Consider the following 24,792-nt stretch of genomic DNA (forward strand, 5'->3'; position numbering starts at 1 on the left):
CCTAGCCCCGAAACTCGCTCAACTCCCCATCGACCAGCTCGAGCGCACGCCCCATCTGCCCTGCCAACTGCATGTCATGCGTCACAATGACAAATGCGGTATCCAAAGTCTCGTTGAGCTCATTGAGATAGCTTTGCACATCTTCGGCCGTGTGACGGTCCAGGTTTCCCGTTGGCTCGTCCATCAGGACACAGGCTGGCTCATTGACCAATGCACGCGCGATTGCCACACGCTGTCGCTCACCGCCACTCAATTGTGCCGGTTTGTGCCGCACGCGATGCTGCAAACCAACCCGCGCCAGCAGCGTAGCAGCCCGCTCACCCGCCTCCGCGCTAGAGTGTCCTGCAATCAGCAATGGCATTGCCACATTTTCCAGCGCAGTAAATTCGTGAAGCAGGTGATGAAACTGATAAACGAAACCCAGCTTTCGGTTGCGAATACTTGAACGCTGACGTTCGCTAACGCCGTACAGCGATTGCCCGGATACGACAACTTCACCGGCGTCCGGCTTATCCAGCCCGCCCAGGATATTAAGCAATGTACTCTTGCCACTGCCCGAACTGCCAACGATGGCCAAACGCTCGCCCTGCGCCACCGCAAGCTCGATGGATTTCAGAATATGAATCGGCTGACCCGCTTCCTGATAGCTCTTATCAATACCATGACAGGTCAAAACGGCCTCATTCATAACGCAAAGCCTCCGCCGGTTGAGTTCGTGATGCGCGCCAGGCCGGATACAGTGTTGCAACAAAACTGATGGCCAAGGCTGCACTTGTAATCAGGCCAACATCGGACCAGATCAACTGGGATGGCAGGTAGCTGATGAAATACACATCGGCGGACAGGAACTGGATTCCCAGTGCTCGCTCTATCCAGGCCACAAGGTCTGTCACGGTCAGTGCAAGCGTTACACCCAGCAGTACCCCAAGCGCGGTGCCAATCACACCGATCAGTATGCCCTGCACCATAAAGATTCGAAGAATGACCGCCGGAGTAGCCCCCATTGTTCTCAGTATGGCAATGTCGGACTGCTTGTCGGTCACAACCATGACCAATGTTGACACAATATTGAAAGCCGCTACGAAAACGATCAACAACAACAGCAAGGCAATCATCCGCTTTTCCATCTGGATTGCCTGAAACAGATTACCGTGACTGCGAGTCCAGTCGTTGACATAGAGAGGTCGGGACTGCGTCTGAGCAATAGCACGAGCCTGAGCGGGCGCCGTAAATAGATCGTCAAATTTGACTCTCAACCCATCGACATGACCAGCAGGCATACGCTTGATTCGAGCCGCATCTGCCAGATGAATATAGGCGAGATTCGCATCCAGCTCGGCACCCACCGAGAACACTCCAACCACATCGAAGCGCTTTAGCCTTGGAATAACACCGGCGACACTGATCGATGCCTCAGGCAACACCAGTGTCACCTTGTCACCAACCCCTGCTCCCAGATGACGCGCCAACAGTTCCCCCAGCACGATACCGTAGCCACCCAGCTCAAGCTCGGACAGCTTGCCCTGCTGCATGTGCCTGTCGATGATGGAAACAGTGGACTCAAGCTCGGGATCAATTCCGTTTACCAGGACGCCCTGAACCCGACCGCGACTGGTCAGCATGCCCTGCGCCTGAACATAAGGCGCAGCACCTTCCACACCGGGTTGATTCAACACCTGCTGACGTAGAGTACCCCAGTCTTCAAGTCCATTCTCGGCGTAACCGGCCAGAGTCGCATGGGGCACCATACCCAGAATGCGTTGCCGCAACTCACGGTCAAAACCATTCATGACCGATAGCACAACAATCAACGCCGCCACACCCAGCATCAAGCCAAGCATGGACACCAGAGATATAAACGAAATGAAATGGTTGCCGCGCTTCGCTGCGGTATAGCGCAAGCCGACAAATATCGATAATGGTCTAAACATGGTGCAGGATTAAATCACAGTTATTGTGCAAGCTCTAACAGATTCGAAAAATTACTGACCCTTTCCCCATCGCTGTTGCAACAGAGCAACATCATGCTTATTAGCAACGATCAGCGCAGCTGTTATGATGCACTTCAAGCACCCCATAACCACGTAGAAAGTAAACATGAGCCTCAAGCCCCTCGATACTCCCCACCCCAGACTTTACCTGCTGGCAACAGCTGTCGGATTTGTCGGCCTTATAGTCTGGTTTTATGTCGGTCGCGAGCTGGGAGTACTGCAATGGATCGTTGATTTCTTCCCCGCATCTCACGCTGGTGCAGGACTGATGATTGCGATCATGTTGATGATGACCCCAGGGTTTTTGCTGTGGAAATTCTATAATCGCTGGATTGAGTCCAGACTAAAGGTCAAAGGACGCTTTCTTGAAGATGAGGTCTATTTACCGCCAAAAAAGGATAAAAAAAACCAGAGCTGAACGCTCTGGTTTTTTTATTGCGCCTGCCGCTTTACAGATTGGCAATACGGTTGAGACCGGAAATCGCCGCAACTCGGTAGGCCTCTGCCATAGTCGGATAGTTGAAAGTGGTGTTGATGAAATACTTCAGTGTATTGGCTTCACCATCCTGACGCATGATTGCCTGACCGATATGGATGATCTCGGATGCCTGGTCACCGAAACAGTGGATACCCAGAATCTGCAGCGTCTCACGATGGAACAGAATCTTCAGCATGCCCACTGGCTCACCGGAAATCTGCGCACGAGCGGTGTCCTTGAAGAACGCCTGGCCCACTTCATAAGGAATACACTCGGCGGTCAACTCTTCCTCGGTCTTACCGATAGAACTGATTTCAGGAATCGTATAAATACCTGTCGGCACGTCATTAATGTAGCGGAAGTCATCAGCAGAAAGCATGTCCGCAGAAGCTGAGCGCCCCTGATCCAATGCAGCAGATGCAAGGCTCGGCCAGCCAATAACATCGCCCACAGCATAAACACCTTCTGCCTGGGTACGATAATGCTCGTCCACCGTCAGCTGACCGCGACTGTTGGCTTCCAAACCGATATTCTCGAGCCCCATACCCGCGGTATTGCCGGTACGGCCGTTACACCACAGGAAGGCATCGGCACGGATACGCTTCCCGGACTTCAGCGAGATGGTGACCCCATGCGCATCACCGGTAACGGACTCGTAATCCTCGTTATGACGGATTTTCACGGCATTGTTACGAAGGTGGTAACTGAGCGCGTCTGAAATTTCGTCATCGAGGAATGACAGCAGACGATCTCGCATGTCGATCAGGTCAACCTTAACACCCAGGCCACTGAAGATTGAGGCATATTCACAGCCAATGACTCCTGCACCAAAAATCACCAGTGTGCGCGGTGTATGGCTCAGCTTGAGAATGGTGTCAGAGTTGTAGATACGCGGGTGACTGAAATCGATATCCGGTGGGCACCAGGGTGTTGAACCGGTGGCGATCACAAAGTTTTTCGACCGCAAAATTTCGCGTCCACTGTTACGACCTTCAACCTGGATCTCACCCGGCTTGAGGAAGTTTGCGTGACCGAAGAAAACATCTATACGGTTACGTGCATAGAAGTTCGTACGCAGCATGACCTGGTTGGAAATGACCTTCTCGGCACGCTTCAGCACCTTCGGGAAAGAAAACCAGCGAGGCTCACCAATGTCACGAAACATCGGGTTGGTATTGAACTCTATGATCTGTTTGACAGAATGACGCAGTGCCTTAGACGGGATGGTTCCTTTATGGGTGCAATTGCCGCCAACGGTATCCTGCTCCTCGACAATTGCCACCCGTCGGCCCTGCTTGGCCGCATTGATAGCAGCCCCTTCACCAGCGGGACCGGAACCGATCACCACGACATCATAGTCATATACAGCCATTACTTTCCCCTTAGTTGATCAAAACCAATGCTGACCCAAGTAAATCGCGGCCGAACACCAGCTTAAAGATCCCTGTTACAACAACAATTAACCTTTAGATTTAATCTCATATGCAAGATCTGCAGGCGCGCTAGATGCAGTACGCTCCTGCTCTTCATCGCACTTGTTGGGATCACCACCGCAGATATCACAAACCGTATCCATACCCAATGAAGCCATGCCGCCACAGGACCCTGCAATCGGCTTACGACCCAGCAATACACCAACTGACATGGCAATTACAATCAACAACAATGCCGCAAATGTCAGAATCATCGTTTCCATTATTACCTCCCAATGGACGCTTGCAGATAAGGCGCAAACCCGGGTGTGAATCGAGTAACGAAACCCTCGTCCGCCTTACTGATGAACAGGGCTTTGATTCCCTGTTCGAGTGCAAAATTGTAACCTTGTTCCTCGCCCATCACCATCAGGGCCGTTGCTAATGCATCCGCTTCTGCGCAGGTATCCGTGATAACAGTAACAGACGCCAGCCGATGCCGGATGGGATAGGCTGTTCTCGGGTCAATGGTGTGGGAATAGCGAACACCATCTTCCTCGAAGTAATTCCGATAGTCACCTGATGTCGCGACAGCACCCTGTTCAATACTGATAACCTGTTGCACTTCACGGGCACCTGCATGTGGCGCTTCAATGGCTAAACGCCAAGGCTCACCACCAGGTTTAACACCCTTGACGCGCAGCTCTCCACCGATTTCAACCAGATAGCGCTGAATACCGTGTGACTCAAGCAACTCTGCCAACTGATCAACACCATACCCCTTGGCAATAGCCGACAGGTCAATGTATTGATCATGTTCCTTCATCAACATCGAGTTCGCAGGATCGATGTGAACATACTGATAACCAACCTTGCTGCGCAAGCGATCCACCTCGGCCTGATCAGGCTGGTGCGTAATTCGCCCATCTGGACCAAACCCCCACAGATTAACCAAGGGTCCAACCGTGACATCGAAGGCACCGCTGGTCAGATCACTGATTTCAGCGGCCAGCAGCAGCACTTCCTGCAATTCTGGACTGATGGTCTGTAACTGCCCTGCCTCGGCCAGGTTAAGCCTGGACAGTTCGGAGTCGTCGATGTATGTCGACATCTGCTGATTAATTCGGGCCAGTAGTGCACCCGCTTCACGACGAACAGGAACCAACTGACTGTCATCAGCTGCCACCCATTTCATGCTGAAACTGGTCCCCATGGTCAAACCCTGGAAGCTGACAACCTGCTCCCTGGGGGAAGGACTACAGCCCAGCACCCCAAAAACAAAAACGGCCAGCAGCGAAGCTGCCAGCCATTTTGTCAGACGCATCTGATTAGCCATCGATATCAGCCACCGAAATCATCCAGCAGGATATTTTCAGGCTCGACACCGAGATCCTCCAGCATCTTGATCACAGAAGCGTTCATCATGGGCGGACCACACATGTAGTATTCGCAATCTTCCGGCGCTTCGTGATCACGCAGGTAGTGCTCATACAGCACGTTATGGATAAAGCCGGTGTAACCAGTCCAGTTATCTTCCGGCAGCGGATCGGACAGCGCCAGATGCCATGTGAAGTTCTCGTTCTCTTCCGCCAGCTTGTCAAACTCTTCGACATAGAAGGCTTCGCGCACGGAACGAGCACCGTACCAGAAGGAAATCTTGCGCTTGGACTTCAAGCGCTTGAGCTGGTCGAAGATGTGTGAACGCATCGGCGCCATGCCGGCACCACCACCGATGAAGACCATCTCATTATCGGTATCCTTGGCGAAGAACTCACCGAAGGGTCCGTAAACAGTGATCTTGTCACCCGGCTTAAGGCTGAAGACGTAAGAAGACATCTGACCTGGCGGGATGCCCTGGCTGCCCGGAGGCGGTGACGCGATACGGATGTTGAACTTAACCAGACCACGCTCTTCCGGGTAGTTTGCCATGGAGTACGCACGGATAACCGTTTCATCCACCTTGGACACAAACTGCCACATGTCGAACTTGTCCCAGTCGCCGCGGAACTCGGGCTGGATATCGAAATCCTTGTAGTTCACCACGTGCGGCGGCGCTTCCAGCTGAACATAACCCCCAGCACGGAAGTCCACGTTCTCGCCTTCCGGCAGACGCAGGGTCAGCTCCTTGATGAAGGTCGCCACGTTCGGGTTTGACTCAACGGTACACTCCCACTTCTTCACGCCGAAAACGTCGTCTTCAACGTGAATTTTCATGTCCTGTTTTACAGCAACCTGGCAGGACAGACGCCAGCCTTCCTTGCCCTCACGCAAAGTGAAGTGCGACTCTTCGGTCGGCAGCATGGAGCCACCACCTTCGAAAACCTGGCACTTGCACTGCGCACAGGTACCACCACCACCACAGGCAGAGGCAAGAAACACACCCTTGTCAGCAAGGGTCTGCAGCAGCTTGCCACCCGCTGGAACGGTGATCGACTTCTCCGGATCATCGTTGATCTCGATGGTCACATTGCCGGAGCTGACCATCTTGGCTCGAGCTGCGAGAATCACGGCAACCAGTGCAAGCACCACCGCCGTAAACATCACAACACCGAGGATAATGACTTCTGTATTCATCAGTTTATCCTATCCTTTAAGCTTCCCGTGCCGACCGCTTACAGCTGAACGCCGGAGAACGACATGAAGCCAAGAGACATCAGACCCACAGTGATGAAGGTGATGCCCAGGCCACGCAGACCGTGCGGCACGTCGCTGTACTTGAGCTTCTCACGGATACCCGCAAGAGCAGCAATTGCCAGCGCCCAACCGATACCAGCACCTGCACCGTACACAACGCTTTCGCCGAAGCTGTAATCACGCTCTACCATGAACAGAGCAGCACCCATGATGGCGCAGTTCACGGTGATCAGCGGCAGGAACACACCCAACGCGTTGTAAAGCGACGGTACGAACTTGTCCAGGAACATCTCCAGAATCTGCACGATCGCGGCAATTACACCGATGTAGGAGATGTAACCCAAGAAGCTCAGGTCGACTTCAGGATAACCGGCCCAGGCCAGTGCACCTTCACGCAGCAGATAGTTGAAGATCAGGTTGTTGACCGGGACCGTGATAACAAGCACCACGATTACGGCAATACCCAGACCAATCGCTGTCTGAACCTTCTTCGAGATCGCCAGGAAGGTACACATCCCGAGGAAGAAAGCCAGCGCCATGTTTTCGACAAAAATTGCCTTAACAGCAAGGCTGATCAGCTGTTCCATGATTTACGCAGCCTCCTTCTTGGTATTCGGCGCCATTTCGAAATCAGGTTTCTCGACCTGCTCCGGCTTCCAGGTACGGATGATCCAGATAAAGATACCGATCAGGAAGAATGCGCTCGGCGGCAATAGCATCAGACCATTACCCTGGTACCAGCCCCCGTTGTTGACCAACGGCAGAATCTCGACACCGAAGAGTGAGCCTGCACCGAAGAGTTCGCGGAAGAAACCGACGAAAAGCAGTACCACACCGTAGCCCAAACCGTTGCCGATACCGTCCATGAAACTGGCCATGGGCGGGTTTTTCATAGCATAGGCTTCTGCACGACCCATCACGATACAGTTGGTAATAATCAGACCAACGAATACCGACAATTGCTTGGAGATCTCATAAGCGAACGCCTTGAGAATCTGGTCAACCACAATTACCAGCGACGCAATGATGGTCATCTGCACGATGATACGGATATTGCCCGGGATGTGGTTACGGATCAGCGACACGAAGAAGTTGGAGAATGCCGTAACAGCGGTTACTGCCAACGTCATTACCAGGGCGGTCGCCATATTGGAGGTAACGGCCAGCGCAGAACATACACCCAGGATCTGCAAAGCGATCGGGTTGTTCTTGAAAATTGGCGTTACCAGAACGTCTTTAGTATTGGACATGGATTAAGCCTCCCCTGCACGCAGGTTGTTCAGGAACGGCGCATAGCCATTCTCGCCCATCCAGAACTGAACCAGGTTTGTCACGCCGTTGCTGGTCAGCGTCGCACCGGACAGACCATCAATCTTGTACTCGGCATTCGGTGTTGAAGCATCAACAGCACCCTTGATCAGGCCAATCTGGGGATCTGTAGTATCTTCGCCATACACCTTCTTGCCAGGCCACAGCGCTTTCCAGGCAGGGTTATCCACTTCCCCACCCAGACCTGGGGTTTCAGCGTGAGAGTAGAAGCCCAGCCCCACAACGGTATTCAAGTCACCTTCCAGCGCCAGGAAACCGTAAAGGGTAGACCACAGGCCCTTGCCATGAACCGGCAGGACCACTTTTTCTACAGAACCATCAGCACCCTGAACCAGGTAGACCGGTTTGATATTGGCCTGGTACTTGATACCGGCAATATCGTCTTCACGAGCAAGCTTGGTGCCCTGCTGAGGATCTTTAGCAGCCTTGGCTTCGTCGTAACCGGCAGGCACATCAACAAACTTGCCACTGTCCAAATCGACGTACTTGGTCGTGATCTGCTGGAACAGTTCATCAATGCTCTTGCTCGGATCAGAGATGCCGGCGGCTGCAAGGATATTGCTCTTACGGTCGAGTTCCTTGTTCGCGACCTGCTTGGGCTTCAGAATCACTGCTGCCGCTGATACCACTACTGAGCAGATTACGCACAGCAGGATGGTCACCAGCAGAGTTTTGCCCATAGTATCGTTATTAGCCGACATTACGCTTCATCCTCCGCTTAATGTTCGCCTGAACAACAAAGTTGTCGATCAGCGGTGCAAACAGGTTGGCAAACAGAATCGCCAGCATCATGCCTTCCGGGAAGGCCGGGTTGGCAACACGGATCAGCACCACCATTACACCGATCAGCGCACCAAACACCCACTTGCCGGTATTGGTCATGGACGCAGAAACCGGGTCTGTGGCCATGAAGATCATGCCGAAGGCAAAACCACCCAGTACCAGATGCCAGTAAAACGGCATATTGAACATCGGATTGGTTTCGGAGCCGATCAGGTTGAACAGTGTCGACATGGCAACCATGCCAAGGAACACCCCTGCCACAATGCGCCATGCAGCGATACGGGCAAACAGAATCACCGCGCCGCCGATCAGGATTGCCAGTGTAGAGGTCTCACCGACGGAGCCCTGAATGGTGCCGATAAAGGCATCAAACCAGGTCACATTGGCATTCAGGATCGCTTCCACACCACCCATGGCCGCCAGGCCCAGCGGAGTAGCGCCAGAGAATCCATCGACAGCTGTCCAGATCGCATCACCGGACATCTGCGCCGGATAGGCAAAGAACAGGAAGGCACGACCCGTCAGCGCCGGGTTCAAGAAGTTTTTGCCGGTACCACCGAAAACTTCCTTACCGATGACAACGCCGAAACTGATACCCAAAGCAACCTGCCAGAGCGGAATGGTCGGCGGCAGGATCAGCGAAAAGAGCACGGAAGTGACGAAGAAACCTTCGTTTACTTCATGTCCACGCTTCATGGCGAACAGCACTTCCCAGAAACCGCCCACTACAAATGTAGTGATATAGATCGGCAGCCAGTAGACAGCACCATGAATGATGTTGTCCCAAATACTGTCCGGGTTGAATCCGGTCAAAGAAGCGGCAAGCGCGCCACGCCAGCCAGTGGACTCAGCCAAGCCCAGTTCGGCCATGGCAGTGTTGGCCTGCAGACCAACGTTGTACATGCCGAAGAAAATTGCCGGGAAAGTACACAGCCACACCAGAATCATGATGCGCTTAAGGTCAACGCCATCACGCACATGCGCAGCAGTTTTGGTCACATGACCCGGAGTATAGAAAATGGTATCGACCGCTTCGTAAAGCGCATACCAGTTTTCGTATTTGCCGCCTTTGTGGAAATGCGGCTCCATTTTATCCAGAACGGTTCTCAAACTCATGACCAGCCTCTCTTACGCCTCTTTCTCGATGCGCGTCAGGTTGTCGCGAAGAATCGGACCGTACTCGTATTTGCCCGGGCACGCGAACGTGCAAAGGGCCAGGTCCTCTTCATCCAGCTCAAGACAGCCGAGCTGCATCGCGGTCACGATATCGCCGGTCACCAGTGCACGCAGCAACTGTGTCGGCAGGATATCCAGCGGCATCAACGCTTCGAACTGACCTACGGGAATCATCGCCCGCTCGGATCCGTTCGTGGTTGTGGTGAAATCGAACTTCTTGCCGGGCGTAAAAATGGACGCAAACATGTTCAGCACTGAGAACTTGTCGCTGCCCGGTGCAATCCAGCCCATGAAATCACGGCTATCACCTTCCAGAAGCACACTTACCTGGTTGGCATAACGACCCAGGAAAGCATAGGGACCGTTAGCAGCACGACCATTCCATACAGAACCGCTGATGACACGATTCTTGCCGGCTTTCAGGCTACCCGAACAAAGCTCTTCTGTAGAAGCACCCAGACGAGTGCGCAGCAGACGTGGTTTTTCAACCTGTGGACCAGCCAGAGCGACAACACGGTCAGTCGGCAGTCGACCTTCAACGAACAGCTTGCCGATTGCAATCACGTCCTGATAGCCGATCGCCCAAACGGTCTTTTCAGCGGATACCGGATCCAGGAAATGGATGTGAGTACCTGCATTACCTGCAGGGTGCTTACCGGCAAACTCTTCAACACGAACGCCGTCCACGGAAGGAACGTTGGCACCGCCAGCCTTGCACAGGAACACCTGCTTGCTGCCCATGCGGGTCAGCAACGTCAGACCGTTCGTGAAAGCTTCTGCCTGCTCATTGATGATCAGCTCGGGATTAGCTGCCAGCGGGTTGCTGTCGATTGCTGTAACGAAGATAGAGCTGGGAGTAGTACCGACCTGGGGCACACGGCTGAATGGGCGTGTACGGAACGCTGTCCACAAACCCGAAGCCAGCAGATTCTCTTCAATCTGCTCACGGGTCAACTTGCCCAACTCGGTCGCCGGGTAGCTGGCGAACTCGACAGACTCTTCCTGATCATCCAGTTCAATGACCACGGATTGCAGGACACGACGTTCACCACGGTTGATGGCACGTACAGTACCAGCGCCCGGAGCCGTATACTGAACCCCTTCTGTTTTTTTATCGGTAAAGATCACCTGACCGAGTTTTACCCGGTCTCCCTCTTTGACCATCATTGTCGGCTTCATGCCGATGTAATCCTGGCCAAGCAGGGCCACAGTGCGAACCTTGGGACCATCCTGGATGGTCTGTTCAGGCGCACCTGCGATCGGTAGATCCAGACCCTTATTGATCTTGATCATTCGTCTCACCCAACTTTCAAAAAAATTCAGGAGGCTTTCCGCTGCTCATGCGAAGCCACGCAGCACACATAACGTGCCCCGCTGCTGCAGACCAACTGAAAGATTTCCCACCAAAAAATCCCTGCAAGTATAACCGAGTCGGTTGTCGTTTTGCTACAAACCACTGTTTTACTTAGGCGAATGGCTAATAGTTTGTATTAACTGAAATAGAATTTATATGAATATGCTTATAACCTTTTTAACCATTGCCTTGCGAACACAAAAAAGGCCGCTAAATAGCGGCCTTTTCATGTTGCTTCGATAATTAATGCTTGGCTTTAGGAAATGCATCCAGCGTGCATTTCGCCAGATGCTGAGCCATGCGAATAACCTGACAGCTGTAACCGAACTCGTTGTCGTACCATACGTACAGGACACAGCGGTTGCCATCGACGATGGTCGCCAAAGCATCTACAACACCTGCGGCACGAGAGCCGACAAAGTCAGAAGAAACAGCCTCTGGAGAGTTGCTGTAATCAATCTGCTTCTGCAGGTCAGAGTGAACAGCCGCATCACGCAGATAGTTGTTCAGCTCGTCCTTGGTGGTTTCCTTACCCAGGTTCAGGTTCAGGATTGCCATGGAAACGTTCGGTGTCGGAACACGGATAGCGTTACCGGTCAACTTGCCTTCCAGCTCCGGCAACGCCTTGGCAACAGCCTTGGCAGCACCGGTTTCGGTCAGAACCATGTTCAGCGCAGCTGCACGACCTCGACGATCACCCTTGTGATAGTTGTCGATCAGGTTCTGGTCGTTCGTGTAAGAATGCACAGTCTCAACGTGACCATTCACCACGCCGAACTGATCGTTAACAGCCTTCAGTACCGGCACGATCGCGTTGGTGGTGCAGGAAGCAGCAGACAGCACACGATCATCGTCAGAGATATCGTTATGATTCACACCCATAACGATGTTCTTGACGCCTTTACCAGGCGCAGTCAACAGCGCACGAGCAACACCCTTGGACTTCAGATGCAGGGACAGGCCCGCTTCGTCACGCCAGATACCGGTATTGTCGATTACCAGTGCGTTCTTGATGCCGTATTGGGTGTAATCAACCTGATCCGGACCATCAGCAAAGATCACCTGGATATAATTGCCATTGGCGATGATTGCGTTGTTTTCTTCGTCAACCTGGATGGTGCCTTTGAAGGAACCATGAACGGAGTCACGACGCAGCAGGCTCGCACGCTTCTCCAGATCGTTCTCCGCCTTACCCTTGCGCACTACGATTGCACGCAGACGCAGTGAGTGACCGCTACCGGCACGATCCAGCATCAGACGCGCCAGAAGGCGACCGATACGACCAAAGCCATACAGGACCACATCAGTGCTTTCGTGAGCTTCAGCAGGCTCGGTTGAAGCACCTGCCAGCTCGTCCTGCAGGAACGCCTGCAGAGTACGGCCGTTGCTTTCAGCGCGGAATTTTACCGCCAGCTTGCCAATATCGATGTGCGCATTGGTTACATCCATTTCAGCAACTGCTTCCAGGACGGGAAAAGTATCTACAACAGAGATCTCTTCACCTTCAACCTGGCGCACGAAACGGTGTGCTTTCAGAATGTCAATCACAGACCGCTTGACGATCAGACGACCGTAAACAGAAATTTCAATATTACGGTCACGGTACAGACGGCCAACCAGAGGGACCATTGCTTCAGCAATCGCTTCGCGGGCTTTCCAGTCTGCAAAAATCAGTTCTTGGCTCACGGGGTAACTCCGAAATTGTCATCGCTCAATTTGGGTGCGCGCATTATCCTCTTTTCGGCGATCCGGAGCAAACCCATGATCGTAGACTTTGGTCCCTATCTGTTTACAACGGCTGCGCGCAACCGCTTCAACAGGTAAACTTTACTTTTTTGCAGGATCAAGGAGTCAGAGTTGTCTGCGGTATTCAGCATCCCTACCCCCAAAGGCCCGGGTGATCAAAAGCGACTTGGACAGGTTATCGGCAGTTCGACTGGACTATTGATCGAACAGATCAGTCGACAGCATACCGGGATGATTCTGCTGATCAGCCAGGATATGGAAAGCGCCGAACGTCTCATGCAAGAGGTTCGCTTTTTTTGTGGCGACCGCTTTCCCGCCACACTGCTGCCTGACTGGGAAACACTGCCTTACGACAGCTTCTCCCCTCACCAGGACATTATTTCCAGCCGCATTCAAACCTTACATCAACTGCCAGACCAACAGCGTGGTGTACTGGTTGTTCCTGCTTCTACCCTGATGCACAGACTGCCGCCAGTGAGTTTCGTCAGTGCTAATGCACTATTCCTTGAAACAGGACAACGGCTCGACAGTATCGCTCTGCGTCAACGCTTTACCGATGCTGGCTATCACGCAGTCGACACAGTATACGAGCACGGTGAATTTGCCATACGCGGGGCCATCATTGATCTCTTCCCAATGGGAGCCGATCAGCCTCTACGCATTGACTTGTTTGATGACGAAATCGACACCATTCGAACCTTTGATCCGGAAACGCAACGATCAATCGACAAGGTTGAGCGCATCCGCCTGCTGCCCGCCAGGGAATTTCCGTTTGATCAGAACGCCATTACACGTTTCAAACAGCGCTGGCGTGAACGTTTTGATGTCGATCATACCCGCTGCCCAATCTACCAAGACGTTTCCAGCGGCCTGACACCACCGGGCGTCGAGTACTACGCCCCCTTGTTTTTCGATGATACTGCAACCCTGTTTGACTACCTGCCGGACAGCACTCTGGTACTCCATGAACAGGCATTGAAAACCGCTGCAGATCAATTCTGCAAAGATGCCCGCTCACGGTACGATGAGCGCAGCGGGGACCTTCAGCGCCCCGTACTTAGCCCTGATGAACTTTTCCTGTCGACAGAGGAACTGTTTACTCAGTTGAAAAACCATCCGGTCATGCGCCTCAGCCAAGACCCAGAGGAGCTGAAACCCGGACGAAACAATCTGCCCTGCCTTGCGCCAGCAGAACTTGGCAGCAACGATAGTCAGTCTCCTCTGGCAGGACTTCAAGGGGCCATCAAGGAACATCCTCTGCCAACACTGATTTGTGCTGAATCAGCCGGTCGCAGGGAAGCATTGATTGAACACGCCCGCAAGGCCGGACTCAAGCTCACCGAGTGCACCGACTGGGACAATTTCGTTACCGAGCGCCCTTCTCTTGCCATCACCACCTTCCCACTTGAGCTGGGCCTGACGATCGATGGAGAGCTGCGCATTGTTACCGAAAGCCAGCTGTTCGGCCGACAGATCTTCCAGCGTCGCCGGCGCGAGAAAGAGCAGATTGATGCCGACCAGGCGATTCGGCATCTTTCCGAGCTGAGCATTGGCGCACCTGTTGTTCATATCGATCACGGTGTCGGCCGCTATCTGGGGCTACAGACCATCAACGTTGACAATCAGGCTGCAGAATTTCTGGTTCTGGAGTATGCAGACCAGGCCAAACTGTACGTCCCGGTTTCATCACTGCACCTGATTGGTCGCTATTCCGGGGCCAGCGACGAATCCGCTCCCCTGCACAAGCTTGGTACCGAACAATGGAACAAGGCCAGACGCAAAGCGGCTGAAAAAGTGCGCGACTCCGCTGCCGAATTGCTGGATATCTACGCCCGTCGCGCGGCTCGCAAGGGCTTCAGTTTCGATTGTACCGAAGAGGAATATCTTCGATTCTCCGCCAGCTTTCCATTTGAAGAAACGCCTGATCAGGCCAACGCCATCAATGCGGTGGTCAATGACATGCGAGCACCTTCCCCAATGGATCGACTGGTCTGTGGTGATGTCGGCTTCGGCAAAACCGAAGTTGCCATGCGCGCAGCTTTCATCGCGATTCAGAGTGGCAAACAGGTTGCCGTTCTGGTTCCCACGACCCTTCTGGCGCAGCAGCATTTTGAAAACTTTCGTGACCGCTTCGCAGACTGGCCTGTTGAGGTTGAGTTGATCTCACGCTTCAAGAGCGCCAAGCAGCAACAGTCCACCATAGAGGCACTGGGCGAAGGCAAGGTGGATATACTGATCGGCACCCACAAACTGCTGCAGGGTGATATTCGTTTCAGCGACCTGGGCCTGCTTATCATCGATGAAGAACACCGGTTTGGTGTTCAGCAAAAAGAACGACTCAAGTCACTTCGCTCAGAAGTCGATATCTTGACCCTGACCGCCACGCCAATTCCCCGTACACTCAACATGGCCATGTCGGGGATTCGAGATCTGTCAATTATCGCCACGCCACCGGCGCGACGGCTGTCGATCAAAACCTTTGTCCGCCAAAGCGAAAGGCCGATGATCAAGGAAGCCATACTGCGTGAGCTTCTTCGTGGCGGTCAGGTTTATTACCTGCACAATGAGGTCAAGACCATTGACAAGGTTGCCGCTGAGATCAGTGATCTGGTACCAGAGGCCCGCGTCGCCATCGGCCACGGACAAATGCGTGAACGCGAACTTGAGCAAGTGATGAGTGACTTTTATCACAAGCGCTTTAATGTTCTGGTCTGCACGACCATTATTGAAACCGGCATTGATGTCCCCAGCGCCAACACCATCATTATTGACCGTGCAGATAAGTTCGGCCTCGCTCAGCTGCACCAGCTACGCGGACGTGTTGGCCGCTCACACCACCAGGCCTACGCCTACTTACTGACACCGCCGCCAAAAGCCATGACACAGGATGCACTCAAACGCCTGGAGGCCATTGGTCAGTCCAGCACCCTTGGTGCCGGCTTTACACTCGCCACACACGACCTCGAAATTCGCGGCGCCGGCGAACTGCTTGGTGAAGAACAAAGCGGTCAGATGCAAAGCGTTGGTTTCAGTCTTTACATGGAAATGCTGGACCAGGCGATCAAGTCCATCCAGGAAGGCAAAACGCCAGACCTGGACAAGCCCCTGCATCATGGCTGCGAGATCAATCTCAACCTGCCCGCACTGATCCCTGAAGACTACATCCCGGATGTGCACAATCGGCTGATCCTCTATAAGCGCATAGCCAACGCTGAAAACGACTCTGCGCTCGACGAGCTTCAAGTTGAAATGATTGATCGTTTTGGCCTGCTGCCCGAGCCGACTAAAAACCTGCTTCGACTCACGCACATCAAACTGCGTGCCGAAACACTTGGCATCGTAAAACTGGATGCCGGTGACAAATCCGGGCGCATCGAGTTTGAAGCCGAACCAAACGTAGACCCCATGACATTGATCACCATGATTCAGCGCCAGCCGGACCGCTTCCGTCTGGACGGAGGCAACATATTGCGTTTTACTCAGCCAATGGAGAAAGTCGCATCCCGTTTTGAAGCGGTCGAGCGCCTGCTGACCCAACTGTCACCCAAGGAGAATTCGTAACTCATGGCCTTCCTTTTGCCCCGCTCGCTGGCACTGGCGGCGCTCACCTCTCTGCCTGCCACTGCTTTTGCTGCAGACCTGTTCAAGGTGGAAGTCGTGGTGTTCAGCCATGAAAACCCCAATAGCGTCGAGCAGGAATATTGGCCACAGCTGCCACCGCTGGACTTGAGTGCCAGCCTGTTTCCACAACCCTGGGATGGCTACCCCCTGAGCAGCTTTGAGGAGCTGCCACAAAACGATCTGGTACTGGGCGGACAGGCGGCTGCTCTTTCTCGAAGCGGCAATTACAAACTGCTCTACCATCGCGGATGGCTACAACCCGTTGGAGGCAAGTCCAGCGCCCGCTCCATCCGTATCAAGGTGGACTTCGACGACCTGCAACTGGATGGCAATATCCGCGTTTACAAGAACCGCTTTCTACATGCGCAACCCACGCTCGAACTGACAGCAAGCCCCATGTTGAATCAGGAGCAACCCGACGTATCTGGCTCTAATGTGGGTGATTCAGGGATTAAGACCCTCACACCGGTGGGTGAGCCGCTGGACCTGACCCAGCGCTGGAGAATGGAGCAGTCGCGACGCATGCGATCCAATGAAACGCACTACATCGACCACCCGCGCTTTGGCGTGTTGCTTCGCATTCGACCGGTCGATTCCTGATCAAAAAAGCGCGCGGCAGATCAAACCTGCTCGCGCGCATTTGCCATTTACATCACACCACCCGAGCGACGAACCTGTTCCCTGCCCTACTGGCTGGAAACGGAGGACACCAGTGCAGGTGCGGGTTCGGGCCCTTCCAGCCCTTCGAGATGCACCGTCTGAGTCGGGAATGCGAACTCGGCACCATGACTGAAAATGATATCGGCAATCCTCAGCATCACATCCTCTTTCACCTGATGATACTTGACCCACTGAGTCGTTTTGGTGAAGGTGTACACCATAAAATCAAGAGATGAGGGACCAAAACGGTTCAGGTGTACAATCAGGGTTTGCCGCGTATCGATTTCAGGATGCGCCTGCAGCATGCTGCGCACATCGTCAACAATCTGCTTCACTTTCGCTGCATCATCATAGCGCACACCGACATGCTCGTAGATTCTGCGGTTACGCATGCGGGAGGGGTTCTCAACCGAGATATTGGCAAAGGTCGCATTAGGAACATATAGGGGCCGCTGATCGAACGTCCGAATACGCGTCAAGCGCCAGCCGATATGCTCAACTGTCCCTTCGATATCCTTGTCAGGTGAGCGTATCCAGTCGCCCACTCTGAAAGGCCGGTCCATATAAACCATGAGGCCACCGAAAAAGTTGGCCAGCAGATCCTTGGCGGCAAAACCGACCGCAATACCGCCGATCCCCCCAAAGGCCAGAATGCCCGAAATGCTTACCCCTGCGGACTGCAGCAGGGTCAAACCTGCCAGAACCGCCACAACAAGGCGCAACAGTTTGGCTACTGCATCGGCCGTGGTGCGATCCACCTGTCTACGCCCTTTGACCGGTGTCGTGAAATAGGTCTCTGCCGTCGTGATAAAGCGCAGCACCCCCCAGGCAACTAGCAGAATGGCACCAAAACGACGCAGGCCGGCACCGAACTCGGTGCTGACCGGAAGTCCATTACGGCTAAAGATTTCAAGCAGCAGCGAAAGTCCGATTACCCAGATCAATAGCCGAAGCGGCGTCCGAATGGACTTCAAAAACAATTCATCCCATACCGGGGCCTTTTTGCTCAGCCGCTTGATCAGTCGACCCGTAATCCAGTTGAAACCGACAGTCAATATCCAGACCAGCGCCACCACAACGGTGGCCGCGACTTGCCAGGAATAGTCCACCAAACCGGGCCACCGGTTGAACAGTGGCGTCAGCAAAGGTTCGAGAAACTGCTCCAGCATCAGACCTCCTCTATGAGCTCTGCAGCCAGCAATCGGCTTTGTTGCAGACGTTCCTGATCAGGGATACGGGCGGGTCGAGCACGCATCCGGGCCAAGCGATGGGAGACCGCCACAGGGTGTTGCTGCAGATGTTTCAGCACCTCCTGAGCCCCATCGGGATGATTACAGACCAACACCATATCGCAGCCGGCAGCCAGAGCACGATCACAGCGCTCAGCATAACTGCCGGCCAGACTGGCTCCTTCCATGCTCAAATCATCACTGAAAATGACGCCATCAAAATGCAATCGCTGGCGAAGGATCTGCTGCAACCAAAAGGTCGAAAAACCTGCCGGAGCGGAGCAGGCTTGACGATAGACCACATGCGCCGGCATCAAGCCATCCAGACCACGACGAATCAATGCATCGAAGGGGCGAAGGTCCTGCTGCTCGATTTCATCAAAACTGCGCTCATCCACTGGAAGTTCGTGATGGGAGTCAGCTTCAACCCAGCCATGCCCGGGAAAATGCTTGCCGGTCGCAGCCATGCCGGCCTCGTGCATCCCGGCCATCAGACCTCCGGCCAGCTCGATCACGGCGTCGGTGCTTTGACCAAATGAACGGTCACCGATGACACTACTGCGCCCCCAGTCAAGATCCAACACGGGAGCGAAGCTGATATCGATGTCGTATTCCCGCAACTCGGTCGCCATCAGCCAACCAATTTCATGCGCCTGCGCAATTGCTCGATGAGGGTTTTCCAGCCAGCGTTTGCCCAGGACCGACATGGGGGGCAAGCGGGTAAATCCTTCCCTGAAGCGCTGCACACGCCCACCTTCCTGATCAACCGCCACGAGCAGATCCGGTCGCAAACTGCGAATGGACTGCATCAGCGAACGAAGCTGCTCCGGGTCTTCGAAGTTACGGCTGAACAGAATCAAACCGCCCACTTCCGGAGATTGCAGAACATTGGCCTCATCAGGAGTGAGCGCCAGCCCCTCCAGGTCCAGCATCAATACACCTGTAGTCATACGTGATCACTCTTCAATCAGAACGGGCGTTCCTGGTTGCACCTGGCTAAACAATTCGATCAAATCTGCGTTGCGCATCCGAATACAGCCGTGAGAACGCGGTGTGCCCATAGGCTCAGTGTCTGGTGTTCCATGAATGTAGATGTAGCGGCGCTGGGTATCCACCTTGCCGCCACGATTGAAACCTTTCTCCAGCCCGCAAAGCCAGAGTATTCGCGTCAGTATCCAGTCCCTTTCAGGGAATTGCTCCGAGAGCTCGGAACTATAGACTTCGCCAGTCGGGCGCCGACCAACAAAAACAGCGCCTTTGGGCTGATTACTGCCGATACAGGCACGAATATAGTGCTTTCCGCGAGGCGTGCACCCGGACCCCTCTTTTTCACCTACTCCCGCCAGCGCAGTTGACACCGGGTAACGTAAACTGACGTTCTCCGCGATTATCAGCTCAAGGGTTTGACGCGAAATTGAAATCTGGATCCGTGCAGGCATCAATGCCCCTGTTCTGGTGCTTGCATACCGGCACAAATGACCGGGATCATTCTCAACAAAATCGTCTCGACTTCGATCTCCTCGCGCTCATTCGGCTGATCCAGCGCCACCAGGGCATGCATGTTTGACAAGGTAAAAATGACGGACCCCATCAGAAAATGCAGTCGCCAGAAAAATTCTCGCTCACTCAACTCACGTGTATTTTCACGCAGATAGTGCAGGAAAACGGCAATGCGTTTGCCGTATTTCTGACGGATAAACTCCTGCAAATCCTGCTGGGAAGGCCGATAAGCCTGATCAAGCAAACGCATCAATACAGCCAATGAATAATCGGTACGATGATGGACTCGCACCAGAGCGACTGCGAGAACCTGGAGAAGATCTTTCAAGCCAGGGGCTGAGGATTTGGATCCGAGCTTTTCCAATCCCTCATCAATGGCATCACACAAAGGGCTCAGTGACTGCTCAGCCACTGAGTGGATCAATCCCTTCTTGGAACCGAAGTGATAGTTCACAGCTGCAAGGTTCACGTCTGCCAGTGCCGTAATCTGGCGCATCGTCGTTTCCTTAAACCCCTGCTCGGCAAAGAGCTTTTCCGCTGCCTGAACGATGCGTGTTGACGTATCGGCAGTCGGGCACATGAAGGTGTTATCTGCAGACATATTATTGGTACTTCCCCACTCGGGCCTAGGCATCTCAGCCATTCAGTCTAAGAGTTAACGTGACAACAGGCGACTGTTCATGACACGCTGCCACCACCGTAACAGCAAGCCATCAGTGGTTTTAACCGCCAGCTGCCCCAGCCGCTCCTGCAAGCCCATTTTGACTTCGTAATGCAGCTCGTAAACGTCATGTTCCTGACACAATTCAAACAGATAGTCATCACTGGTTGAGATGGCATCAATCAGCTGCTCATTCAATGCCCTGCGACCAAACCAGACTTCACCCGTCGCAACTTTTTCAACATCCAGCTGAGGCCGGTATTCCGCGACAAATGTTTTGAACAGGTCATGGGTATCTTCCAGCTCCTCAATGAACTTCTCTCGACCCTTGTCGGTATTTTCACCAAAAACCGTCAGCGTGCGCTTGTATTCTCCAGCCGTCAGCACCTCATAGTCCACATCATGCTTCTGCAGCAATCGATGAAAGTTGGGCAACTGAGCCACGACGCCAATAGAGCCAATCAACGCAAAGGGCGCCGCAACCAGATGATCGGCAATACACGCCATCATATACCCCCCGCTGGCCGCAACCCTGTCGACACATACTGTCAGACGGATTCCCTTGCTCTTGATCCTTTCCAGTTGAGAGCTTGCCAAACCGTAGGCATGAACGAGGCCGCCGGGGCTTTCGAGCCGAACCACCACTTCATCTTCCTTGTCTGCCATGGTGAGAACAGCCGTCACTTCCTCACGCAAGGATTCCACCGCAGAAGCGTGAATATCACCATCAAAACTGAGAACGAAGACTCGCTTACGCGGTTTCTCGGGCTCTTTGCCTTGCTTCAACGCTTTTTTCAGCGCCTTCGCATCGGCTTTTTCCTGCTTACGACGAGCCTTTTCATGCTGTCGAGCCAGGGCCTCGTCAACCACAACCGCTTCAATATCGGTTTTCATATCCTCAAGGTGATCATTAAGGCTTTTTACCTCAATGTGCCCTTCGCGGTGCTCACGACGACGCTCAACCAAGGCGCCGATCCCGCCAACCAGCAAAAACACACCCAGGATCAGGGTGATCAGCTTGGCCAAAAAGAGTCCATATTCTACAAAAAAAGCTGTCAATCTATCTCTCCGCTAGAGCACAGGGATTCGCTTCAAAGTCCGGGGTACTGTAACATAAACCCGATACAGATCATGCCTATATGTACATCAGGACCGAGCAACCATGAATTCGCCTCTGACGCTTGAACGCATCGTTAACAAGCTGCCGGAAAAGTTCAACCCCGACCAGGCTAAAGGCCTGAATGCGGTCTTCCAGTTCCGCATCTCGGATGCCGAGCCTTTCTTCATCAGCATCGATGACCAGAACTGCCAAAGCAGCTTTGGTGAGCATGAGGACCCCAACCTGGTTCTGCACCTGGACGAGAGCACACTGATCCGTGTGATCACCGGCGAACAGGACGGCATGAGCGCGTACCTCAAGGGTCAATTGCGAGCCGAAGGCAACGTCATGCTGGCAACCCGTCTGGGTAAGCTGTTCAGTCGCTAAGTGCTTCCTGCTCAGCAAAAAAACGGTCAATCAAGCGCCGTGAAATACTGAATGGAGGCGGCAAATCCGGAAGATCATCCCTGGAAAACCAGCCCGCCTCAAGTATCTCCTCACCGTCCGGCACCAACTCTCCGCCAGCATAATCGGCAAAAAAACCCAACATCAACTGATGGGGAAAAGGCCAGGACTGGCTGGCAAAGAACTCCAGGTTATCCACCTCGACACCCACCTCTTCACGTACCTCACGCCTGACAGCGGCTTCTGCAGTTTCGCCTGCCTCGATAAAACCGGCCAGGGTGCTGAAACGCCCCGGTGGAAAACGCCCTGAGCGACCCAGCAGACACTGCTGACCACGGCGCACCAGCACGATGACACAGGGAGATATGCGTGGATACTGCACCAGCCCACAGGCACGACACTCACGCGCGAGATCTTGTTCATGCGCTTCCAGAGTCCCACCGCAGCGACCGCAGAATCGATGCTGATCAAACCAGGTGGCAAGCTGGGCCGCGCGCGCAAGACGACTGTATTCACTCTCATCCTCAGCTTGCGCCAGGGCCTTGCGCAGACTCATCTCGGTCGTCATGCCAGCGGGACAATCCCTGAGCACTTTGAGCGCATACCCCTTTTCAAGTTGCAGGCAGCTCTCTACCTCCATGTCAAAGCAGGAGAGTTCGGAAGCATCAAACTCCAGCTTCTCGGCAAACCAAACCAGCTTACCGGCATAACACAGGTAAAAGCGCTCAGCTCGTACTGGCGACATCATGCCTCTTGCCCTTCCGTCTCCATACGACGCCAAACGGCACCATCACTTTTTTTGTCAAGCAGATCCAGAAAAGCGTCATGTTCGGCAAGCTCTTCCGCTGACGCCCGCAGAACTCGAAGTGTCAGTCCGGCGGCGTTTACACGGCGAATAGGCTCATCACCCGAGTCATCACCCTGCCCGGACTGTCCAAGCTGTAACGTGGTCTGCCCCCCTGTCAGAGCAAGATACACATCAGCCAGAATCTCGGAGTCCAGCAGTGCGCCGTGCAGTTCACGGTGCGAATTATCGATGCCGTAGCGGCGACACAAGGCATCAAGACTGTTGCGCTGCCCCGGGTACTTCTTCCGTGCCAGCGCCAGCGTATCCGTCACCGTGCAGATCTGCTCCATGCGCTCGGCAAATCCGTTACGAGCCAACTCTGTGTCAAGAAAGCCGATATCGAAGGCCGCGTTATGAATGATCAGCTCGGCCCCGCGCACAAACTCTATGAACTCAGCTCCCAACTCGGCAAATTTTGGCTTGTCTGCGAGGAACTCATTGGTGATGCCATGAACTTCAATCGCCTCGGCTTCCACTTCACGATCCGGCTTCAGGTATTTGTGCCAGGTATTGCCCGTTAACTTGCGGCGCACCATTTCGACACAACCGATCTCGATGATGTTATGACCGGCTTCAGGGTCAATACCGGTCGTTTCGGTATCAAGAATAATCTGTCGAGCACTCATGACTTGCCGAACTCCTCTACACCTCGATTAGCCAACTGGTCAGCGCGTTCATTTTCAGGATGCCCACTGTGCCCCTTGACCCAACGCCAATCAATTTCATGCCGAACCACCTGCTCATCAAGCGCCTGCCACAGATCCTGATTCTTGACGGGTTGCCTGGAAGCTGTTTTCCAGCCATTCCGCTTCCATCCCGCCAGCCAACTCATAATCCCCTGACGCAAGTACTGTGAGTCAGTTGTCAGTATTACCTTACAGGGACGCTTAAGGCTGGCCAGCGCTGAGATAGCAGCCTGCAGCTCCATGCGATTATTTGTTGTTTCCGGCTCGCCACCGAATAATTCTTTTTCCTGCTCGCCATATCGCAGCAAAGCCCCCCAGCCCCCGGGCCCGGGATTGCCCTTACAGGCACCGTCGGTGAATATTTCTACAGCTTTCAAATCAATCATCCTCTGGCGGTCGGCTTCGGCTCGGCCACCGGCATGCCCAGTAATCGTTTCTGTTTCCATTCTGGCTTTAAAGGTGTCATGCCCACTACATCCTTTCTGGCCAACACCATCAAGACAGCACCGCTGTTGATGGGCAAGCGCCGACTGAAACACTCAAACGCCCCCAACCTACGCCGCCAGGACTCACTCTCCAGTGGCAAATGATGGCAGGCACTGCGCGTTTTCAACTCCGTCATCTCCAGCAAGCCCAGCCAGTCATGCAGGCGCCCCTGCCGGATAAGATGCCCTCCGGAAAGCGGAGGCACCCTGCGTCTGACCAATCGACAGAGCCCCCAATAGCTGGCCGGGTTAAAACTGAAACTCAACAAGTACCCCCCAGGCCTTAAAACCCTCGCAGCCTCCCGTAAAACCTGATGCGGATTATCGGCATAATCGAGGGCATGATGCAGGATCACCACATCAATTTCATTGGATACAACAGGCAACTCGGTCGGATTGGCAATCAGTGTGCGCGCATCAGCACCCAATTGCATCTGAGGAATCAGCATGACCTTGCGTGATACGGGACTGGCCGTAAAAAGACGCTGACGATGATCCCAGCCAACCTGGAGCAGATGATAGCCGAAGAGTGTTGGCAACACTTCCTCAGCAAATTCATGCTCACGCTGCAATAGCTCCTGGCCAAGCGGGCTGTCAAACCAGTGGCTGAGCAAGGGGATCAGCTGCGAATAAGGCAGTTGCTCAGTAAACTTCATGCTAAGTCCCCATCCGGCCTGAATGTAAAAACGTTTCAGT

Annotated in this window: 25 protein-coding genes; 4 read left to right on the forward strand and 21 right to left on the reverse strand. The window is 53.7% G+C overall.

What is annotated here, in order from left to right; genetic code table 11:
- Nucleotide 1: 1 nt before the first annotated feature.
- Together lolD and LN244_RS08935 are read right to left on the reverse strand one after the other, a co-directional pair.
- Complete coding sequence (lolD, locus tag LN244_RS08930; protein WP_239039453.1) at nucleotides 2-688, reverse strand: lipoprotein-releasing ABC transporter ATP-binding protein LolD; 687 nt, start codon at nucleotides 686-688, stop codon at nucleotides 2-4.
- Complete coding sequence (locus tag LN244_RS08935; RefSeq protein WP_239039454.1) at nucleotides 681-1,931, reverse strand: lipoprotein-releasing ABC transporter permease subunit; 1,251 nt, start codon at nucleotides 1,929-1,931, stop codon at nucleotides 681-683. The genes lolD and LN244_RS08935 overlap by 8 nt, the downstream gene beginning before the upstream one ends.
- 166 nt (nucleotides 1,932-2,097) lie before the next feature.
- On the opposite strand from LN244_RS08935, the gene LN244_RS08940 reads away from it, so the two are divergent.
- Nucleotides 2,098-2,409, forward strand: coding sequence for a hypothetical protein (locus LN244_RS08940; protein ID WP_239039455.1), 312 nt, complete (start codon nucleotides 2,098-2,100; stop codon nucleotides 2,407-2,409).
- 31 nt (nucleotides 2,410-2,440) lie between these two features.
- On the opposite strand, the gene sthA is transcribed toward LN244_RS08940, so the two are convergent.
- The 10 genes from sthA to LN244_RS08990 form a co-directional block, all read right to left on the reverse strand.
- Nucleotides 2,441-3,841: a Si-specific NAD(P)(+) transhydrogenase gene (gene sthA / locus LN244_RS08945; RefSeq protein WP_239039456.1), complete on the reverse strand. Its 1,401-nt coding sequence runs from the start codon at nucleotides 3,839-3,841 to the stop codon at nucleotides 2,441-2,443.
- An 87-nt stretch (nucleotides 3,842-3,928) separates the two neighbouring features.
- A complete protein-coding gene (gene nqrM, locus LN244_RS08950; RefSeq protein ID WP_239039457.1) occupies nucleotides 3,929-4,165 on the reverse strand; it encodes a (Na+)-NQR maturation NqrM in 237 nt (78 codons plus the stop codon).
- A gap of 2 nt (nucleotides 4,166-4,167) precedes the next feature.
- Nucleotides 4,168-5,217, reverse strand: a complete 1,050-nt coding sequence (locus LN244_RS08955) for an FAD:protein FMN transferase (protein ID WP_239039458.1) — start codon at nucleotides 5,215-5,217, stop codon at nucleotides 4,168-4,170.
- 5 nt (nucleotides 5,218-5,222) lie between these two features.
- Nucleotides 5,223-6,455 (reverse strand): NADH:ubiquinone reductase (Na(+)-transporting) subunit F, encoded by a 1,233-nt coding sequence (gene nqrF / locus LN244_RS08960; protein ID WP_239039459.1) that lies wholly within the window; start codon nucleotides 6,453-6,455, stop codon nucleotides 5,223-5,225.
- Between the two features lie 38 nt (nucleotides 6,456-6,493).
- Entirely contained in the window at nucleotides 6,494-7,102 is a 609-nt protein-coding gene (gene nqrE / locus LN244_RS08965) for an NADH:ubiquinone reductase (Na(+)-transporting) subunit E (RefSeq protein WP_239039460.1), read from the reverse strand.
- A 3-nt stretch (nucleotides 7,103-7,105) separates the two neighbouring features.
- Complete coding sequence (locus tag LN244_RS08970; protein WP_239039461.1) at nucleotides 7,106-7,765, reverse strand: NADH:ubiquinone reductase (Na(+)-transporting) subunit D; 660 nt, start codon at nucleotides 7,763-7,765, stop codon at nucleotides 7,106-7,108.
- Nucleotides 7,766-7,768: 3 nt separating this feature from the next.
- Nucleotides 7,769-8,545 (reverse strand): Na(+)-translocating NADH-quinone reductase subunit C, encoded by a 777-nt coding sequence (locus tag LN244_RS08975; protein WP_239039462.1) that lies wholly within the window; start codon nucleotides 8,543-8,545, stop codon nucleotides 7,769-7,771.
- Entirely contained in the window at nucleotides 8,535-9,743 is a 1,209-nt protein-coding gene (locus tag LN244_RS08980; RefSeq protein WP_239039463.1) for an NADH:ubiquinone reductase (Na(+)-transporting) subunit B, read from the reverse strand. Before LN244_RS08980 ends, LN244_RS08975 begins: the two co-directional genes overlap by 11 nt.
- Nucleotides 9,744-9,755: 12 nt before the next feature.
- The gene (locus LN244_RS08985) at nucleotides 9,756-11,096 is read right to left on the reverse strand and encodes a Na(+)-translocating NADH-quinone reductase subunit A (protein WP_239039464.1); all 1,341 of its coding nucleotides are present in this window, start codon (nucleotides 11,094-11,096) and stop codon (nucleotides 9,756-9,758) included.
- Nucleotides 11,097-11,400: 304 nt separating this feature from the next.
- A complete protein-coding gene (locus tag LN244_RS08990; protein ID WP_239039465.1) occupies nucleotides 11,401-12,843 on the reverse strand; it encodes a glyceraldehyde-3-phosphate dehydrogenase in 1,443 nt (480 codons plus the stop codon).
- A gap of 171 nt (nucleotides 12,844-13,014) precedes the next feature.
- Between LN244_RS08990 and mfd the strand changes: the two genes are divergently transcribed.
- Nucleotides 13,015-16,464: a transcription-repair coupling factor gene (mfd, locus tag LN244_RS08995; RefSeq protein WP_239039466.1), complete on the forward strand. Its 3,450-nt coding sequence runs from the start codon at nucleotides 13,015-13,017 to the stop codon at nucleotides 16,462-16,464.
- 3 nt (nucleotides 16,465-16,467) lie between these two features.
- Complete coding sequence (locus LN244_RS09000) at nucleotides 16,468-17,124, forward strand: peptidoglycan binding protein CsiV (protein ID WP_239039467.1); 657 nt, start codon at nucleotides 16,468-16,470, stop codon at nucleotides 17,122-17,124.
- 86 nt (nucleotides 17,125-17,210) lie between these two features.
- Here the strand turns inward: LN244_RS09000 and LN244_RS09005 are convergent, their stop codons facing one another.
- Genes LN244_RS09005 through sohB form a run of 5 tightly spaced genes read right to left on the reverse strand, consistent with a single transcriptional unit; the run spans nucleotide 17,211 to nucleotide 21,633 of the window.
- A complete protein-coding gene (locus LN244_RS09005; RefSeq protein ID WP_239039468.1) occupies nucleotides 17,211-18,353 on the reverse strand; it encodes a mechanosensitive ion channel family protein in 1,143 nt (380 codons plus the stop codon).
- Nucleotides 18,353-19,363, reverse strand: coding sequence for a beta-N-acetylhexosaminidase (gene nagZ / locus LN244_RS09010; protein WP_239039469.1), 1,011 nt, complete (start codon nucleotides 19,361-19,363; stop codon nucleotides 18,353-18,355). The genes LN244_RS09005 and nagZ overlap by 1 nt, the downstream gene beginning before the upstream one ends.
- A 6-nt stretch (nucleotides 19,364-19,369) precedes the next feature.
- Nucleotides 19,370-19,852, reverse strand: coding sequence for a L,D-transpeptidase (locus LN244_RS09015; RefSeq protein ID WP_239039470.1), 483 nt, complete (start codon nucleotides 19,850-19,852; stop codon nucleotides 19,370-19,372).
- Entirely contained in the window at nucleotides 19,852-20,514 is a 663-nt protein-coding gene (locus LN244_RS09020; RefSeq protein WP_239039471.1) for a TetR/AcrR family transcriptional regulator, read from the reverse strand. Before LN244_RS09020 ends, LN244_RS09015 begins: the two co-directional genes overlap by 1 nt.
- Nucleotides 20,515-20,568: 54 nt before the next feature.
- Nucleotides 20,569-21,633, reverse strand: a complete 1,065-nt coding sequence (sohB, locus tag LN244_RS09025; protein WP_275424673.1) for a protease SohB — start codon at nucleotides 21,631-21,633, stop codon at nucleotides 20,569-20,571.
- Between the two features lie 103 nt (nucleotides 21,634-21,736).
- Here sohB and LN244_RS09030 point away from each other — a divergent pair, with 103 nt between their 5' ends.
- Nucleotides 21,737-22,060: an SCP2 sterol-binding domain-containing protein gene (locus LN244_RS09030; protein WP_239039473.1), complete on the forward strand. Its 324-nt coding sequence runs from the start codon at nucleotides 21,737-21,739 to the stop codon at nucleotides 22,058-22,060.
- On the opposite strand, the gene nudC is transcribed toward LN244_RS09030, so the two are convergent.
- The 4 genes from nudC to LN244_RS09050 are packed head-to-tail and all read right to left on the reverse strand — an operon-like array spanning nucleotide 22,050 to nucleotide 24,752.
- The gene (gene nudC, locus LN244_RS09035; protein WP_239039474.1) at nucleotides 22,050-22,823 is read right to left on the reverse strand and encodes an NAD(+) diphosphatase; all 774 of its coding nucleotides are present in this window, start codon (nucleotides 22,821-22,823) and stop codon (nucleotides 22,050-22,052) included. The genes LN244_RS09030 and nudC overlap by 11 nt on opposite strands.
- Nucleotides 22,823-23,551: a DNA polymerase III subunit epsilon gene (dnaQ, locus tag LN244_RS09040; RefSeq protein ID WP_239039475.1), complete on the reverse strand. Its 729-nt coding sequence runs from the start codon at nucleotides 23,549-23,551 to the stop codon at nucleotides 22,823-22,825. Before dnaQ ends, nudC begins: the two co-directional genes overlap by 1 nt.
- Complete coding sequence (gene rnhA, locus LN244_RS09045; RefSeq protein ID WP_239039476.1) at nucleotides 23,548-23,988, reverse strand: ribonuclease HI; 441 nt, start codon at nucleotides 23,986-23,988, stop codon at nucleotides 23,548-23,550. Before rnhA ends, dnaQ begins: the two co-directional genes overlap by 4 nt.
- A 5-nt stretch (nucleotides 23,989-23,993) precedes the next feature.
- Nucleotides 23,994-24,752 (reverse strand): class I SAM-dependent methyltransferase, encoded by a 759-nt coding sequence (locus LN244_RS09050; protein WP_239039477.1) that lies wholly within the window; start codon nucleotides 24,750-24,752, stop codon nucleotides 23,994-23,996.
- Nucleotides 24,753-24,792: the final 40 nt, after the last annotated feature.

The organism is Marinobacterium sediminicola, assembly GCF_022343685.1.
Lineage (GTDB): Bacteria > Pseudomonadota > Gammaproteobacteria > Pseudomonadales > Balneatricaceae > Marinobacterium > Marinobacterium sediminicola.

Bases quoted from the DNA above. Each gene is read 5' to 3' on its own strand.
- nqrF (WP_239039459.1), bottom strand. From the start codon at position 6,455: ATGAATACAGAAGTCATTATCCTCGGTGTTGTGATGTTTACGGCGGTG.
- LN244_RS09030 (WP_239039473.1), top strand. From the start codon at position 21,737: ATGAATTCGCCTCTGACGCTTGAACGCATCGTTAACAAGCTGCCGGAA.
- dnaQ (WP_239039475.1), bottom strand. From the start codon at position 23,551: ATGAGTGCTCGACAGATTATTCTTGATACCGAAACGACCGGTATTGAC.
- LN244_RS09020 (WP_239039471.1), bottom strand. From the start codon at position 20,514: ATGTCTGCAGATAACACCTTCATGTGCCCGACTGCCGATACGTCAACA.
- LN244_RS09005 (WP_239039468.1), bottom strand. From the start codon at position 18,353: ATGCTGGAGCAGTTTCTCGAACCTTTGCTGACGCCACTGTTCAACCGG.
- LN244_RS08985 (WP_239039464.1), bottom strand. From the start codon at position 11,096: ATGATCAAGATCAATAAGGGTCTGGATCTACCGATCGCAGGTGCGCCT.
- LN244_RS08970 (WP_239039461.1), bottom strand. From the start codon at position 7,765: ATGTCCAATACTAAAGACGTTCTGGTAACGCCAATTTTCAAGAACAAC.
- LN244_RS08940 (WP_239039455.1), top strand. From the start codon at position 2,098: ATGAGCCTCAAGCCCCTCGATACTCCCCACCCCAGACTTTACCTGCTG.
- LN244_RS09050 (WP_239039477.1), bottom strand. From the start codon at position 24,752: ATGAAGTTTACTGAGCAACTGCCTTATTCGCAGCTGATCCCCTTGCTC.
- LN244_RS09015 (WP_239039470.1), bottom strand. From the start codon at position 19,852: ATGCCTGCACGGATCCAGATTTCAATTTCGCGTCAAACCCTTGAGCTG.
- lolD (WP_239039453.1), bottom strand. From the start codon at position 688: ATGAATGAGGCCGTTTTGACCTGTCATGGTATTGATAAGAGCTATCAG.
- LN244_RS09000 (WP_239039467.1), top strand. From the start codon at position 16,468: ATGGCCTTCCTTTTGCCCCGCTCGCTGGCACTGGCGGCGCTCACCTCT.
- LN244_RS08975 (WP_239039462.1), bottom strand. From the start codon at position 8,545: ATGTCGGCTAATAACGATACTATGGGCAAAACTCTGCTGGTGACCATC.
- LN244_RS08935 (WP_239039454.1), bottom strand. From the start codon at position 1,931: ATGTTTAGACCATTATCGATATTTGTCGGCTTGCGCTATACCGCAGCG.
- sthA (WP_239039456.1), bottom strand. From the start codon at position 3,841: ATGGCTGTATATGACTATGATGTCGTGGTGATCGGTTCCGGTCCCGCT.
- LN244_RS08955 (WP_239039458.1), bottom strand. From the start codon at position 5,217: ATGGCTAATCAGATGCGTCTGACAAAATGGCTGGCAGCTTCGCTGCTG.
- nqrM (WP_239039457.1), bottom strand. From the start codon at position 4,165: ATGGAAACGATGATTCTGACATTTGCGGCATTGTTGTTGATTGTAATT.
- nqrE (WP_239039460.1), bottom strand. From the start codon at position 7,102: ATGGAACAGCTGATCAGCCTTGCTGTTAAGGCAATTTTTGTCGAAAAC.
- nudC (WP_239039474.1), bottom strand. From the start codon at position 22,823: ATGTCGCCAGTACGAGCTGAGCGCTTTTACCTGTGTTATGCCGGTAAG.
- LN244_RS08980 (WP_239039463.1), bottom strand. From the start codon at position 9,743: ATGAGTTTGAGAACCGTTCTGGATAAAATGGAGCCGCATTTCCACAAA.
- nagZ (WP_239039469.1), bottom strand. From the start codon at position 19,363: ATGACTACAGGTGTATTGATGCTGGACCTGGAGGGGCTGGCGCTCACT.